This window comes from uncultured Sneathiella sp., from assembly GCF_963973085.1.
GTDB lineage: Bacteria > Pseudomonadota > Alphaproteobacteria > Sneathiellales > Sneathiellaceae > Sneathiella.
Genome location: NZ_CAXAXA010000004.1, coordinates 104,253 through 118,427, shown reverse-complemented (window position 1 = coordinate 118,427; position 14,175 = coordinate 104,253). Strand labels below are relative to the sequence as shown.

Genomic DNA, 14,175 nt, shown 5'->3' with positions numbered 1-14,175 from the left:
GGCTTTCTTTCCTGATGATCGCTACTATTCTTCGCCATTGTTGCGCCAGCTCTGCAAATCTTTGAAAAAGGTCTTTTGCGCTGCAGGATCGAGAGAGCGTACCCAGTCTTCAAAACCGCGAACAAGCTCCGCCGCAGTCAAGTCTTCGTCATAGGCGTTGAACAGCATCTCTTTATACTCGTCGACCGATTTGCATTCAAATTCATTGTCTTTTGGATCGAATGAATTGATTTTTTCCTGCACTTCCGCCTTGGCCATTGTGGCGAAAAAGGGAATATCCTCCTCCAGGTCATAGCCGCCCCAGCCGAGCCACCAAGCATTTGATTTGGGAGTACCGAGATCCCACGCATACATGACTTCGGCCTCTATTCCGCGCGCCGCCTTTTTCGCGGCAGCTTCAAGCTTCTTAGCGTCTCGTGTTTCTTCCAGAAAGATACGCCCGACTTTAAAATATGCCGTGTCATCTGTTTCCCACGCGGTGATATATTGATCAATTTGCTTTGCTGCGGCCACAGGATAATCCTTTAAGAAAAGAGTTGCCTCATTCCTCAGACTTTGCGCGTAATTTGTCAAGCGCTCGTCTATCGGCTTTTGTTGGCCGCCCCGCCCCCGCCTCTCTTTTTGCAACTGCCATGCTAGCTGGATCGGTTTTGCTCTCCTTTGATTGCAACGGTGCAAGGTCCTCATACAGTGCCTGCGCCTCAGAGGCCGGGCCGCGGCGCGTGCCGATATTGACAATCCGGACCACACGGATATTGCGGCCTTGAGCAAAAGTCAGGACATCTTCGGCTTTCACAGTCGCGCTGGCTTTCGTCGTGACAAGGCTGTTAATACGCAGCTTTCGTGACTGAACAAGTTTCGCGGCAAGAGAGCGGCTCTTGAAAAAGCGCGCATACCATAACCATTTATCGACACGAATACCGGCACTCGCCGCATTTGTCTCGTCGCTCATTCGTTACTTTTTGCCAAGTGTTTTCAGGATGGCAAAAGGTGAATCGGGGTCGATCGCCTTCTCCTTTGGCGGCGGGCGTTTCGGTTGCGGCTTGGCGCCTTTGGGCTTCTGCCCGCCCTTTGCCCGGCGTGGCGATGTGTCGCGCGGCGCAGGTTTTTGGTTTCGTGGTTTCTTTTTGAAAGACTTTTTGCGATAGGTCAGGTCTTCGCCGTCGCCTTCCGCCACATATCCCAGCCTGTCCAGTATCAAGGCAAATTGCTCACGTGTCGTTCCGACGAGCGACAACATCTCATGGGTTGGTTTGAACGGGAGGTTACGGGGCAAATCTTTTTTTACAGATGCATTTGGCGTGGCGACAGCCTTTTCGCTCTCCTCCGGGGCCGTCACTGCGGGTGCCTCCGTCGGAACGTCGGGCGTAGAAGTGGCCTGTTCGCTTTCAGCCTGAGGCGCTTCAGCCGGGCTCGAAGACTCGTTTTCCGTCTCCAAAGCCGTTTCGGCCGCGCCTACGTTACCTGTATCTGCTTCATCAGGCTTTGCCTTCCCTGCCGATTTTTCTTCGGACGCAGCCGTTTCCGGCGTAGCGCTAGTTTGCTCTGCGGGCTTTGCCGGTTCGGCCGTTTCCAAAAGCCCACGGGAGGCGCGTCTGAGCATTCCGGCTAGTCGATCCAGCATATCGAGCCTTACGGCCAGCTTGTCATATACCGCATATCCCGCCACGAGATAATATGTCCAGGGCAGCTTTCCATCTATCTCGAAAGAGACCCGGCCCGCCGGCGGTGCAGGCGGAATTTCGGAGCGTTCCTGATATATGGCCCAGAGCTGACACCTAAGCGCCGTTGGGTCAGGCTTGAGCAGGATCGGCATAAAAGCATGTTCATACCCGACGCGAATGCCGCCGAACTTGAGACGGCCATAATCCTTCTTGTCTAAAAGTCGTATCTGATCGCTCAGCTTATAACGGGGCATCGCCCCAAGATTCTCGCTGACCTGAAAGGCAATGCCGCGGGCGGCGCCTGTGAGAGGGAGGGTTTCAAGTTGAACAAGGGGTTTCAGCCGTGTCTCGATCTGCGCGGACATCCAGTCACCCAGACGTTTGGTTACCGCATCCTGAGACGTGCCGTTCAGCTGTTCACTGGCAAGGAGCTGAACCCGGGGCCTCAGGATAGCTTCTCCTTTTACCAAAGTCGCGACAGGCGTTTCCTGCCAGATAAGCCTGCCTTCTTCATCCAGGGAAATTTCGGTATCTGGCGCTGCCGCCAGACGTGCCGCACGTGCCGCGATTTCCGCCGCAACTGCCTTGTTGCCGATATTCCGGAGAGTTCTTGCCTCTGTGCTGTTAAGGCTTGTATCTGCGTTAAACTTCAACCCCTTCAGGGTGCCGAGGAAATGGCCTTCAACATGGACATCGCCTGCTTCGCTTATCTGTGCTTCCAATTGACTTCGGTCTTTCAGTTTTCGCACCAGCATGGCAGTGCGTCGGTCTACAAATCGTTGAGTCAGTCGCTCATGAAGAGCGTCAGACAGTTTATCTTCTATGCTGCGCGCGGTTTCCTGCCAGTATTTATAATCATCCACCCAATCGGAAACATGGGAAATATACGTCCAAGTGCGCGTATGAGCAATACGTGTTGCAAGTGTATCAATATCGCCGTCCGTTTTCTCCAGGCTTTTGAGGTGCTTCGCAATCCAGTCCGTCGGTAGTTTCCCCCCTTTTTCCTGGAGATGCAGAAAGATCTGCCGCAGGAGTCGGACATGCACATCATGCATAGTTTTGCGAAAATCCGGTACTTGGCAGACCTGCCATAACTGACGAACCTTGGCCGAGGATTGTGAATGATGACGTACTTCCTCATCCCGGATCAACATCTTGAAAGCCTTGTAATCATCAGGGTCACGTGGCGATACCATGCCCTCGATGTTGGATTGCTTTTCCAAAGAACGCAGCAGGTCCCGTGTGGTCGTATAATTCAGATCGAGATTGCGCCAGCGAATATGCCGGACCGGTTCAAACTCGTGGTTTTCGATTTTCTCAATTAGCTCATCTTCAAGTGGTTCGACATTTGCCGTTGTTCCGAAACTGCCATTGTTCATATGTCGTCCGGCCCGACCGGCAATTTGTGCAAACTCTGGCGGACGCAGACGCCGGGACAGCGCGCCATCGAATTTGACCGTTCCAGCGAAAGCGACATGGTCAATGTCCATATTCAAACCCATGCCGATCGCGTCGGTGGCGACGAGATAATCAACGTCTCCGGATTGATACAGCTCAACCTGGGCATTGCGGGTGCGGGGGGACAGGCTTCCCATGACAACGGCGGCGCCGCCCCGTTGACGCCGTACCATTTCGGCGATGGCATATACATCGTTTGAAGAAAAGGCGACGATGGCCGTCCGGGGCCGCAGCCGTGAAATTTTCTTCGGGCCCCGATAAGTTAGCTTTGAAAACCGCGGACGAGAGACGAAGGACGCGTCGGGTATCAGGCGCCTTATCCAGGGGCGAATGGTTTCCGCACCAAGAAACAACGTTTCCTGACGTCCCCGCGCATAAAGCAGGCGATCTGTAAAAATATGTCCGCGCTCCTGATCCTCGGCGAGCTGAATCTCGTCGATGGCGAGGAAGTCGAATCCCCGGTCAAGCGGCATGGCCTCTACCGTACAAACGAAATAGGCGGCTTGCGGCGGAATTATTTTCTCTTCCCCCGTGACCAAAGCGACATTCGCCGCCCCTTTGACCGAGACAATCCGTTCATATATTTCGCGGGCAAGCAACCTCAGCGGCAGGCCGATGATTCCATCCGAGTATCCCATCATTCGCTCAACAGCAAGATGGGTCTTTCCTGTATTTGTGGGACCGAGGATTGCCGTGATCTGACCGGTACGATTGTGAGGGGAATTGCTGGAGTTGGGGTGCATCTCTAACCTAATTTGATCGGGGAGGGATTTGATCCCTCTGCTTTATTCTATACTCAGGCAACTTCACAAGGACAGGAAAATCTCGACGCGGCCATGGGCGGTTATATCCTTTATATGTAGGGAGTATGACAAAAATATCTCGCCATCCGCACATAAATTCGCATTATTGAATGCAAGAGTATTACTGATTGAAGCAGTACTATGCGGCGAGCGGGCGCTAAAGCTAACGCTCGTTTGGTGATTTCGTGAATATGTGATATAGCTCCCGGTAAATTTGGGCCGCAGTCTACAGCGCGGCGGCTTTATCTGCGGGATTTGAGGGAACAGAAAAAGATGAGCGACTTTCCAAAACAGACATTGCAGGACTGGGAAAAGCTGGCGGAGAAAGAACTTCGGGGGCGTAAGCTTGAAGAGTTGAATTGGGAAACCCCCGAAGGTATTACCGTCAAACCGCTCTATACTGCCTCTGATCTGGAAGGCATGGAACTGGCTGAAGACATGCCGGGTATGGCGCCGTTCAAACGGGGTGTGCGCGCCAGCATGTATGCCAACCGCCCCTGGACAATTCGTCAATATGCGGGTTTTTCCACCGCTGAAGAGTCAAATGCTTTCTATCGTCGAAATCTAGCTGCCGGGCAAAAAGGCCTCTCTGTTGCCTTTGATCTCGCCACGCATCGCGGTTATGATTCGGATCATCCGCGCGTTGTTGGTGATGTCGGCAAGGCTGGCGTGGCGATTGACAGTGTTGAGGATATGAAAATTCTGTTCGACGGCATCCCGCTGGATGAAATGTCCGTTTCCATGACCATGAACGGTGCCGTCCTACCGATCCTCGCGAACTACATTGTTGCAGCGGAAGAGCAGGGGGTGACGCCGGACAAGCTGGCCGGCACGATCCAGAATGACATCCTCAAGGAATTCATGGTTCGCAACACCTACATCTACCCACCAGCCCCCAGCATGCGGATCATCGGTGATATCATTGGTTATACCTCCGCCAATATGCCGCGCTTTAACTCGATTTCCATCTCCGGCTATCATATGCAGGAAGCGGGTGCGACGCAGGTTCAGGAGCTGGCATTCACGCTGGCGGATGGGCTGGAGTATGCCCGCGCGGCATTGGCAAGCGGGCTCAAGATTGACGAGTTCGCCCCGCGGCTTAGCTTCTTTTTTGCCATCGGCATGAATTTCTTTATGGAAATTGCGAAGTTGCGTGCGGCGCGCATGATCTGGGCGAAAATGATCAGCGAGTTCGACCCGCAGAATAAAAGCTCCCTGATGCTGCGGACCCATTGCCAGACATCCGGTGTGAGCCTGACCGAGCAGGATCCCTATAACAATGTTATCCGAACAGCCTATGAAGCGATGGCGGCTGTTCTGGGGGGGACGCAAAGCCTTCATACCAATGCGCTGGACGAGGCGATTGCTCTGCCGACTGATTTCTCCGCCCGCATCGCCCGGAACACGCAGCTCATCCTTGCCGAGGAAACGGGTGTCCCGAATGTCATTGATCCTCTTGGCGGCAGCTATTATGTCGAAAGCCTGACCAACTCAATTGCTGCGGAAGCCTGGAAGTTGATTGAGGAAGTCGAGGAATTGGGCGGCATGACCAAGGCCGTCGAAAGTGGAATGCCGAAGCTCCGGATTGAAGAATCTGCTGCCCGCCGTCAGGCGCGTATCGATCGCGGCGAAGAAGTTATCGTCGGTGTAAACAAATACCGGACCGAGAAAGACGACAGCAATATCGAAATTCTCAATGTGGACAACACGGAAGTTTTGCGCCAACAGGTCGCAAGGCTGGAGAAAATCCGAAGTACTCGCGATACAGCCGCATGTGACGCTGCGCTGGAAGCGCTGACCAAAGGTGCGGAAGGCAATGCCAATTTGCTGGAGCTTTGCGTCAATGCAGCGCGGGCGCGGGCCACGGTCGGGGAAATCTCCGATGCAATGGAAAAGGTTTTCACGCGCCATCGTGCCGAGATACGGTCTATTTCCGGTGTGTATGGTGCGGCTTATGAGGGAGATGAAGGGTTTATGAAAATCAGTGATGACATTGATGCCTTTGCCCGCGAAGAGGGCCGCCGTCCGCGTATGCTGGTGGTAAAACTCGGTCAAGATGGTCATGATCGCGGCGCCAAGGTTATTGCAACGGCCTTTGCGGATATCGGTTTCGACGTTGATGTCGGTCCGTTGTTCCAGACACCGGCCGAAGCAGCGCAGGACGCAATCGAAAGCGACGTTCATGTTATTGGCATTTCATCGCAGGCAGCCGGGCACAATACTCTCGTTCCGCAAATTATCGACGAACTCAAGAGGCAGGGCGCAGAAGATATCCTAGTCGTCTGCGGCGGCGTTATTCCGGCCCAGGACTATGATGCCCTGTATAAAGCGGGCGTCTCAGCGATATATGGTCCCGGCACCAATATTCCGAAGGCAGCGGCAGAGGTGCTGGAACTTATCCGCAAGAAACGAAAGGCGGCTTGACCTTGGCCCGGTCTGTCACGGTATGATGTTGTAAAACAGCATACAGGGCAGAAAGATAAGCCATGAAAATCGTTTACAGTCCGGATCATGTCAAGCATGACCCAAAGACATACTTCAAATCCGGGGCTTTTCATGAACCGCAGGAAGTGCCGGGCCGAGCGGAAGCGCTGGTCAACGGACTCAAAGATGCTGGGCATGAAATCGTCGCGCCGGATAATTTTGGTCCAAGCCCGCGGGCAGCGATTCATACGCCAGGGTACCTTCAGTTTCTTGAGACGATCCACACCCGCTGGCATGCCGCCGGGATGGGAAGTGAAGAAGTTCTTCCGAATATTCATCCGGGACGCAATATGTCCTCAATGCCAAGTGGTATTGTTGGCGAAGTCGGGCATTATACGACTGATTTATCCGCGCCAATCGGTCAGCAGACATGGGAGGCGGCCATTGCCTCGAATAATGTGGCGCTAACCGCGACAGATTTTGTAATCAGAGACCTTACCGTGAATAGTTCCGCGTATGCGCTTTGCCGTCCGCCGGGTCATCACGCTTTTAAGGATCAGGCGGGTGGATTTTGTTTCCTCAATAATATAGCCATTGCCGCGCAGTTTGCCCGCCGGACCGTAAACCGCGTCGCGATCCTTGATATCGATGTACATCACGGCAACGGGACGCAGGGTATTTTCTATGACCGGGATGATGTCTTAACCGTCTCTACCCATTGTGATCCCACCGATTTCTATCCCTTTTTTTCCGGCTACGCTCATGAACGCGGTAATGCCCGGGGGGAGGGGTTTAACCTGAACTTGCCACTTGAAAAGCAAAGCAATGATGCGACATTCCTGACGAGACTGGAGGAGGGATTGGCGGCCCTGCGCGCCTATGCGCCGGACGTTCTTTTTGTTGCGCTTGGGCTTGATGCGTTTGAGGGTGATCCGTTGATCGGTCTTTCTATAACCACCAAAGGATTTGGTCAGATCGCTGACCGGATTGCTCGTCTCAGAATGCCGACGGTGCTGGTGCAGGAAGGCGGGTACAATCGTGAGTTCCTCGGGGCGAACATTACGAGTTTCATTTCCGGCTTTGAAGAAGCGCGGTAAATAGCGGACGTCAGAAACGGAAGCTGTTTGGCAGCAGTTTTTCCGCCGTTGTCTCCACATTCCCGTTTTCACCGGGATAAGTCACTTTGGTGTCTTGATCCGAGAACTCTATCATAAACTGTCGGCAGGCGCCGCAGGGAGAGCAGGCCCCGGAAACTCCCTCCTCGTTATGATTGGTGACAACAACTTCTTTCAGTTTCATTCCCGGACCTTCCGCCGCCACAGCCTGAACAATGGCATTGCGTTCCGCACAGATGGTGAGGCCAAAAGAGATATTCTCGACATTGCAGCCGGAATAGATATTCCCCGCCTCAGTCAGAATTGCCGCCCCCACCTTGAATTGGGAATAGGGGGAATAGGAATTTGCCATCGCTTTGACAGCCTCCGATGCAAGATCGATATTATCCATGAAGTCGCTCCATTCCCGTGTTCAATCTAGCAGGAACCCGCCGCCAAGCGGGTCCCCGTCTTCAAATGTAAATTCTGCCGAGCCGGTATAATAGGAATGCCCTGCGACTTCAACCGTCACCGCATTGAAAGGCCCAAGCTTGGAAGTACTCTTTAGCTGCCCGGTAAAAACGGCACCGGTTACACTTTCAAACTGGCAAATTTCCCCCGTCCCAATAGCTTTACGAGCTGAGGCAATTGCCATCCGTGCTGTCACGCCGGACCCCGTTGGGCTTCGATCGACCTGTTCATCGGCGAAAACACAGATATTGGCGCTGGGTTTTCCCTCATTGCCGAGTTCACCGTCTGTTAAGATCGTGCCATAAAGATAACCAAGATCCGGCTCTTCCGGGTGGGTGATTTTGATTTGCTCCTTAATCGCCGTTGAGACAATTGTCGCGGCGGCGGCGAGGTCGCGCGTTTTTGAGTTCAGAACGTCGAGGCCGAGGCTCGCCGCGTTCAGGATGCCGTAGAATGCTCCGCCATATCCGATATCCACTTCGACCGGGCCATATTCTCTCGTTTCAACAAATTGCCCCAGCTTATAGGCGAACGCAGGCACACTCTCAAAGCTTACCCGTCCTGTAATTCCTTCGTGTGTGTCCACATTGGCAGTCACGAGGCCGCAGGGGCATTGTATTTTGACAGTTGTTTCCTCCGGCCCCTTGACGACAAGTCCGAAATCAAGGGCATAGCGGCCCAGTGCCATAATCGCGTGTCCGCACATGGTGCTGTAGCCTTCATTGTGTATGAAGATGACGGCAAGGTCGGCGTCCGGATGATCTGGCGGCACTAGTAAAGCGCCGTACATGTCTTTGTGACCGCGTGGTTCAAACATAAGGAAGCGGCGGTATTGATCGGCCTGGTCACGTAAAAATGCGCGCTTTTCAAGCAGGGTCCGACCCTCCGGCACGGGAACGCCGCCCGTGATAATTCGAAGTGGCTCTCCGCCGGTGTGCATTTCGATTGTCTGAATGCTGCTGATCATATTATTTCCATCTCTGGAATATAGAATAAGGTCAAGCTGATATTTGTGATAGCCCTTTCAATTGACTTGACGAAGCCGCGGTATTTTTCCATACCCAAGGTTATGAAAGAAACGGCACAAAAAATTCCGACGGATGCTAATGGCTTGGCCGAAATGCTGGACCAGGGAGATCGGCGAGCCTTAGCGCGAGCGATCACCCTTGTGGAATCGCTTCGCCCGGACCATCGGGAAACCGCGCAGGAACTCTTGAACCTTGTGCTACCAAGAACCGGAAATTCCGTGAGAATCGGGATATCCGGGACGCCAGGGGTCGGCAAATCCACTTTTATCGAAGCCTTTGGTAAATTGTTGACGGGGGCCGGGCACAAGGTTGCCGTTCTTACCGTCGATCCCTCCTCGCAACGAAGCGGGGGCTCAATCCTTGGTGACAAGACACGCATGGAAGAATTGGTGCGTGATCCCAACGCCTTTATCCGGCCGTCACCGTCGGGAGGGTCGCTGGGCGGTGTCGCGCGGCGTACACGAGAAGGAATGCTGCTCGCAGAGGCGGCGGGTTTCGATGTCATTCTTGTGGAAACTGTCGGGGTCGGACAATCGGAGACGACTGTCGCAGAGATGGTGGATGTGTTCCTGCTTCTGCTTGCGCCCGCAGGCGGAGATGAACTGCAAGGGATAAAACGCGGGGTAATGGAGCTTGCGGACCTGATCGTCATCAATAAGGCTGACGGCGATCTAAAAGCTGCGGCAACTCGCGCTGCTGCTGAGTATAAAGGCGCAATCGGTCTGATGCGACCCAAGAGCAAGCATTGGCAAGCGGAGGTTTTGCAAATCTCCGCAATCGACAAAACCGGCATTGATAATCTTTGGGAGGCAATCGGCCGATATCGGACAGCCCGTGAGATTGACGACGAACTCACTGAACAGCGACGCGAGCAGGCGGTCTCCTGGATGTGGTCGGAACTTGGCGATTCCCTGATGACCCGATTTAAATCCCATGAGAAAGTTGCGGAGGTACTCCCGCGTATCGAGGCGGACGTCAAAGCGGCGCGAATTGCCCCTGCGAGTGCTGCGGAACAGCTCCTCGCGATCTTTTTGGGAAAATAGCGCGCTTACTGCCTAATAAGCTTGACGAACGCGACGCCATTCCTTAAATAGCGTCCTCACGTCCGGCGTTTACGCGCCGGCTCTCTATTTTTTGGTTAAAGAGGTTCACGATGGCACGTCGTTGCGAATTGACAGGAAAAGGCGTTCAGGCAGGAAACAATGTCAGCCACGCCAAGAACAGAACCCGCCGCCGGTTTTTGCCGAATGTGCAGGAAGTTCGTTTGATGTCCGAATCTCTCGGTCGTTCCTTTAATATGAAAGTGTCGGCTGCGGCGCTGCGCTCTGTTGAGCATAATGGCGGTCTGGACAAGTTCCTGTTGAAATCACGGGATACATCTCTCTCGCTGCAGGCTCGCCGTGTAAAGCGGGATATTCAGAAGGCAGCTGCTTCCGCCTAATCTGAGCGACAGAGTAAGAAATTTTCGAAACGGATGAGAAGAAATTCTCATCCGTTTTTTATTGAAGTTGCCTCGCATATACAGTGTCCTATCTTAATCAGGGATCAGCGACCTATCAAATTCAACAGGGGAAAATAATATGTATGCACGTCGTGATATTATGAAGGGGGTGGCGACGTTGCCGCTTGCCGCCATTCTGGCCGATCCGTTACTTGCGCGGGCTGCCGCCGAAATGACGGAAGATGTAAACTTGAAACTGGATGGCGGGCAGTCCGTCACGGCCGCTGTCATCTATCCCGAAGTGACGCCTGCGCCAGCCGTCCTTCTCATTCATGAATGGTGGGGCCTGAATGATCAGATTAAGGCCGTAGCCGCCGAACTTGCCCGGGAAGGGTATGTCGCTGTTGCTGTAGACCTTTATGAAGGAAAGGTCGCCTCTAACGCGGATGAGGCCGGACAGCATATGAAAGCGGTCAAACCCGAAACCGCCACGGAAACACTTGAGAAATGGATTTCCTGGACACGCGAGAACGAGAAAACCACTGATAATCTTGGCACCGTGGGTTGGTGTTTCGGGGGCGGCTGGGCGTTGAATGCCTCCATCGCCGCACCAACAGAGGCGACGATTGTCTATTATGGCAGCGTCGCCCGTGATGCGGCCCAGCTCAAGGAGTTGAAAGGTCCGGTCATGGGACATTTTGCCGAGAAGGACAAATGGATCAATAAGGAAATGGTCGATGGTTTTGTAGAGCAGATGAAGGCCGCCGGGCAGCCCGCACCAGAAATCTTCTGGTATGACGCAGACCATGCATTCGCGAACCCATCAGGTGCGCGATATGATCAGGAGGACGCGCAACTTGCCTGGTCACGCAGCCTCGAGTTCTTCAAAACAAATCTGAAAAGTTAGGCAAGATTACCAGCGCTCTGCCTTGCTGCGGCGCGCTGGCTTCTTCTCGTCAAACAAATCCGCTAGCTGTTCCATCATCACGCCGCCCAACTGCTCGGCATCGATGATGGTGACAGCCTGCTGGTAATAGCGCGTTACGTCATGTCCGATGCCGATGGCGATCAGCTCAACCGGCGATCTTGTTTCAACCCAGCGGATGACATCACGTAAATGCCGGTCAAGGTAGTTGCCGGGGTTGACGGACAGGGTACTGTCATCCACCGGTGCGCCATCAGAAATGACCATCAGGATGCGTCGCTGTTCCGGGCGGCCCAGCAATCGGTTATGGGCCCAAAGCAATCCTTCTCCGTCGATATTTTCTTTCAACAATCCTTCTCTGAGCATCAGGCCCAGTGATTGACGGGCCCGGCGATAGGGATAGTCGGCAGATTTATAGACAATATGGCGGAGGTCATTGAGTCTGCCGGGGTTTGGTTCTTTCCCCTGTTCCAGCCATTTCTCCCGCGACTGCCCACCTTTCCAGGCCCGCGTTGTGAATCCGAGGATTTCGACCTTTACAGAGCACCGCTCCAACGTACGGGCGAGGACGTCGGCGCACATGGCCGCGACCGAAATTGGCCGCCCGCGCATAGAGCCGGAATTGTCGATCAGTAAGGTGACGACCGTATCGCGGAAATTCGTGTCCTGCTCGACCTTGAAAGAGAGTGGCAGCTGCGGGTCAACAACAACCCGAGAGAGACGTGCAGCATCAAGAATACCTTCTTCTAGATCAAATTCCCAAGAGCGGTTCTGCTGCGCCAGCAATTTCCGCTGCAGTCGGTTGGCAAGCTTGCTGATCAGGCTATGCATATTGGTGAGCTGCTGATCAAGCTGCTGACGTAAGCGAGCCAGCTCTGCCGGTTCACAAAGATCAGAGGCCTGAATCACTTCATCAAATTCGGTGGTATAGGCTTTGTAGGCTTCCGCTTCAGGCGAGTTTCGGAAATCTTCCGGATATACGGGTCGACGGTCACGACCCGCTTCATCACCTGTGCTGGTGGCATCCATATCCGCGCTTTCACCTGCTTCGGTATCCGAGCCGTCTTCCCCTGCACCTTCCTGAGCGTCGGCGTCCTCCGCTGCACTCGCTTCCTGCGGCTCATCGTCGCTTTCGGAGCCACTGCTCTCGGCATCCGGTTCCTGTTCGCCCTCTTCACCGTCTCCGTTTTCGTCTTCGTCCGAGAATTCGCCTTCGGCATCGTCGATTAGGTCGAGGTCTTTGAGGAGTTTCCGGGCGGCGTTTGCGAATTCCTTCTGGCTGGAAAGCGCATCCATCATCTCGGCAAAGTCATCCCCGCTTTTTGCCTCAATCTCCGCGCGCCACAGGTCGACCATATTGCGGGCACTTTCCGGGACCGGAATATTGGCGAGCTTTTCGCGGGCGAGCAGTCCGAGTACTTCCGCGATGGGGGCATCGGCTTTGTCATATATACGCTCGAACCCGCTTTCCTTGCAGTGCATATCCAATCGGTTGAATAAATTTTCTGCGACGCCTTTCATGCGACCGGCGCCAATTGCTTCGACACGGGCCTGTTCAATTGCGTCGAAGACAGCCTTCGCGTCGCCGCCTTCGGGAGCATAGCGGGCATGCATCCCGTCGTCGTGGTAACGCTTGCGTAGCGCGAGACTGTCGGCGAGACCCCGGACCAGGCGAACATCTTCAATGGGAAGGTCTTTCGACGGGTTGGGCAGGCGTGCGCGATCGCCGCTCATTCCCGGCGCGTCATTACCATAGATAACTTCCAGCTCTTTCTCGCGGGACATCGCCCGCATGGTGGCGCTCACCGCGCGCTTGAAAGGCTCGGCAGCCGGCTCTTTATTTTTGATAAAGGCCACGGGATCCGTTAAGCGACAATATTAGCGGCGGATTCGGGCAGTTCCTCGCCGAAGCTGCGCTGATAATATTCCGCAACCAACGGCCGTTCCATCTCGTCGCATTTGTTCAAAAAAGTCACGCGGAAGGCAAACCCGATATCGCCGAAAATTCTGGCGTTCTCAGCCCAGGTAATGACGGTCCGCGGGCTCATGACAGTCGAGATATCTCCGGCAATAAATCCGGCGCGGCTAAGTTCGGCGCAGGCGACCATGGCGCGGACCGTCTTGCGGCCTTCCTCATCATCATATCCGGGAATTTTTGCAAGAACGATTTCATTCTCAATATCTTCTGGCAGGTAGTTAAGCGTCGTTACAATGTTCCAGCGGTCCATCTGACCCTGGTTAAGCTGCTGTGTTCCGTGATAAAGGCCGGTGGTATCGCCAAGCCCAACGGTGTTTGTTGTTGAAAACATGCGAAATGCCGGATGGGGGCGGATCACCCGGTTCTGGTCGAGCAAAGTCAATTTGCCCTCTACCTCCAGGACACGCTGGATCACAAACATGACGTCTGGACGCCCTGCGTCATATTCATCGAATACAATGGCTGTTGGCGATTGAAGCGCCCAAGGCAAAATACCCTCACGGAACTCGGTCACCTGTTTGCCGTCACGCAAGACGATGGCGTCCTTGCCGACCAGATCGATACGGGAAATATGGCTATCGAGGTTGATCCGGACACAAGGCCAATTAAGTCGCGCAGCAACTTGTTCGATATGCGTTGACTTACCAGTGCCGTGATACCCTTGTACCATAACCCGGCGATTAAAGGCGAAGCCCGCCAGAATGGCTAAGGTTGTGTCGTGATCGAAGACGTACGCAGGGTCCAGATCGGGCACCCTGTCGGTTGCTACACTGAAAGCTGGAGCCTCCATGTCGCTATCGATTTTAAACACTTCCCGAACAGAAACCTTGGTATCGGGCAAATCAATTTTCAATTCCGGTGTTTCTCCGGCAAGTTCTAAGGACGTCAT

At 54.0% G+C, this 14,175-nt stretch carries 12 protein-coding genes; 5 read left to right on the top strand and 7 right to left on the bottom strand.

The features are described from left to right. Window positions 1-24: 24 nt before the first annotated feature. Genes AACZ19_RS11240 through AACZ19_RS11230 form a run of 3 tightly spaced genes read right to left on the bottom strand, consistent with a single transcriptional unit; the run spans window position 25 to window position 3,865 of the window. Window positions 25-513 carry a hypothetical protein gene (locus AACZ19_RS11240; RefSeq protein ID WP_339633957.1) on the bottom strand — a complete coding sequence of 163 codons (489 nt, stop codon included), beginning with the start codon at window positions 511-513 and terminating at the stop codon, window positions 25-27. A 28-nt stretch (window positions 514-541) separates the two neighbouring features. After that, window positions 542-952 carry an RNA-binding S4 domain-containing protein gene (locus AACZ19_RS11235; RefSeq protein ID WP_339633955.1) on the bottom strand — a complete coding sequence of 137 codons (411 nt, stop codon included), beginning with the start codon at window positions 950-952 and terminating at the stop codon, window positions 542-544. A gap of 3 nt (window positions 953-955) precedes the next feature. Next, window positions 956-3,865, bottom strand: a complete 2,910-nt coding sequence (locus AACZ19_RS11230; protein WP_339633953.1) for a helicase-related protein — start codon at window positions 3,863-3,865, stop codon at window positions 956-958. A gap of 333 nt (window positions 3,866-4,198) precedes the next feature. Here AACZ19_RS11230 and scpA point away from each other — a divergent pair, with 333 nt between their 5' ends. Continuing rightward, window positions 4,199-6,349, top strand: a complete 2,151-nt coding sequence (gene scpA, locus AACZ19_RS11225) for a methylmalonyl-CoA mutase (RefSeq protein WP_339633951.1) — start codon at window positions 4,199-4,201, stop codon at window positions 6,347-6,349. Window positions 6,350-6,411: 62 nt separating this feature from the next. Further along, window positions 6,412-7,446, top strand: coding sequence for a histone deacetylase family protein (locus AACZ19_RS11220; protein ID WP_339633949.1), 1,035 nt, complete (start codon window positions 6,412-6,414; stop codon window positions 7,444-7,446). Between the two features lie 10 nt (window positions 7,447-7,456). On the opposite strand, the gene cdd is transcribed toward AACZ19_RS11220, so the two are convergent. Both cdd and AACZ19_RS11210 read right to left on the bottom strand, forming a co-directional pair. Further along, on the bottom strand, window positions 7,457-7,855 hold the full coding sequence (cdd, locus tag AACZ19_RS11215) for a cytidine deaminase (protein ID WP_339633947.1): 399 nt from the start codon (window positions 7,853-7,855) through the stop codon (window positions 7,457-7,459). 21 nt (window positions 7,856-7,876) lie between these two features. Further along, window positions 7,877-8,881 carry a proline racemase family protein gene (locus AACZ19_RS11210; protein WP_339633945.1) on the bottom strand — a complete coding sequence of 335 codons (1,005 nt, stop codon included), beginning with the start codon at window positions 8,879-8,881 and terminating at the stop codon, window positions 7,877-7,879. Between the two features lie 102 nt (window positions 8,882-8,983). On the opposite strand from AACZ19_RS11210, the gene meaB reads away from it, so the two are divergent. The 3 genes from meaB to AACZ19_RS11195 all read left to right on the top strand — a co-directional run bounded on the left by meaB (window position 8,984) and on the right by AACZ19_RS11195 (window position 11,290). After that, the gene (gene meaB / locus AACZ19_RS11205) at window positions 8,984-9,985 is read left to right on the top strand and encodes a methylmalonyl Co-A mutase-associated GTPase MeaB (protein ID WP_339633943.1); all 1,002 of its coding nucleotides are present in this window, start codon (window positions 8,984-8,986) and stop codon (window positions 9,983-9,985) included. Window positions 9,986-10,095: 110 nt separating this feature from the next. Next, a complete protein-coding gene (gene rpmB, locus AACZ19_RS11200) occupies window positions 10,096-10,383 on the top strand; it encodes a 50S ribosomal protein L28 (protein ID WP_339633941.1) in 288 nt (95 codons plus the stop codon). Window positions 10,384-10,522: 139 nt separating this feature from the next. Beyond that, a complete protein-coding gene (locus AACZ19_RS11195) occupies window positions 10,523-11,290 on the top strand; it encodes a dienelactone hydrolase family protein (protein ID WP_339633939.1) in 768 nt (255 codons plus the stop codon). Between the two features lie 6 nt (window positions 11,291-11,296). Here AACZ19_RS11195 and cobT read toward each other — a convergent pair whose 3' ends face one another. After that, a complete protein-coding gene (gene cobT / locus AACZ19_RS11190; RefSeq protein ID WP_339633937.1) occupies window positions 11,297-13,165 on the bottom strand; it encodes a cobaltochelatase subunit CobT in 1,869 nt (622 codons plus the stop codon). Window positions 13,166-13,173: 8 nt separating this feature from the next. Beyond that, window positions 13,174-14,175, bottom strand: a complete 1,002-nt coding sequence (gene cobS / locus AACZ19_RS11185) for a cobaltochelatase subunit CobS (RefSeq protein ID WP_339633935.1) — start codon at window positions 14,173-14,175, stop codon at window positions 13,174-13,176.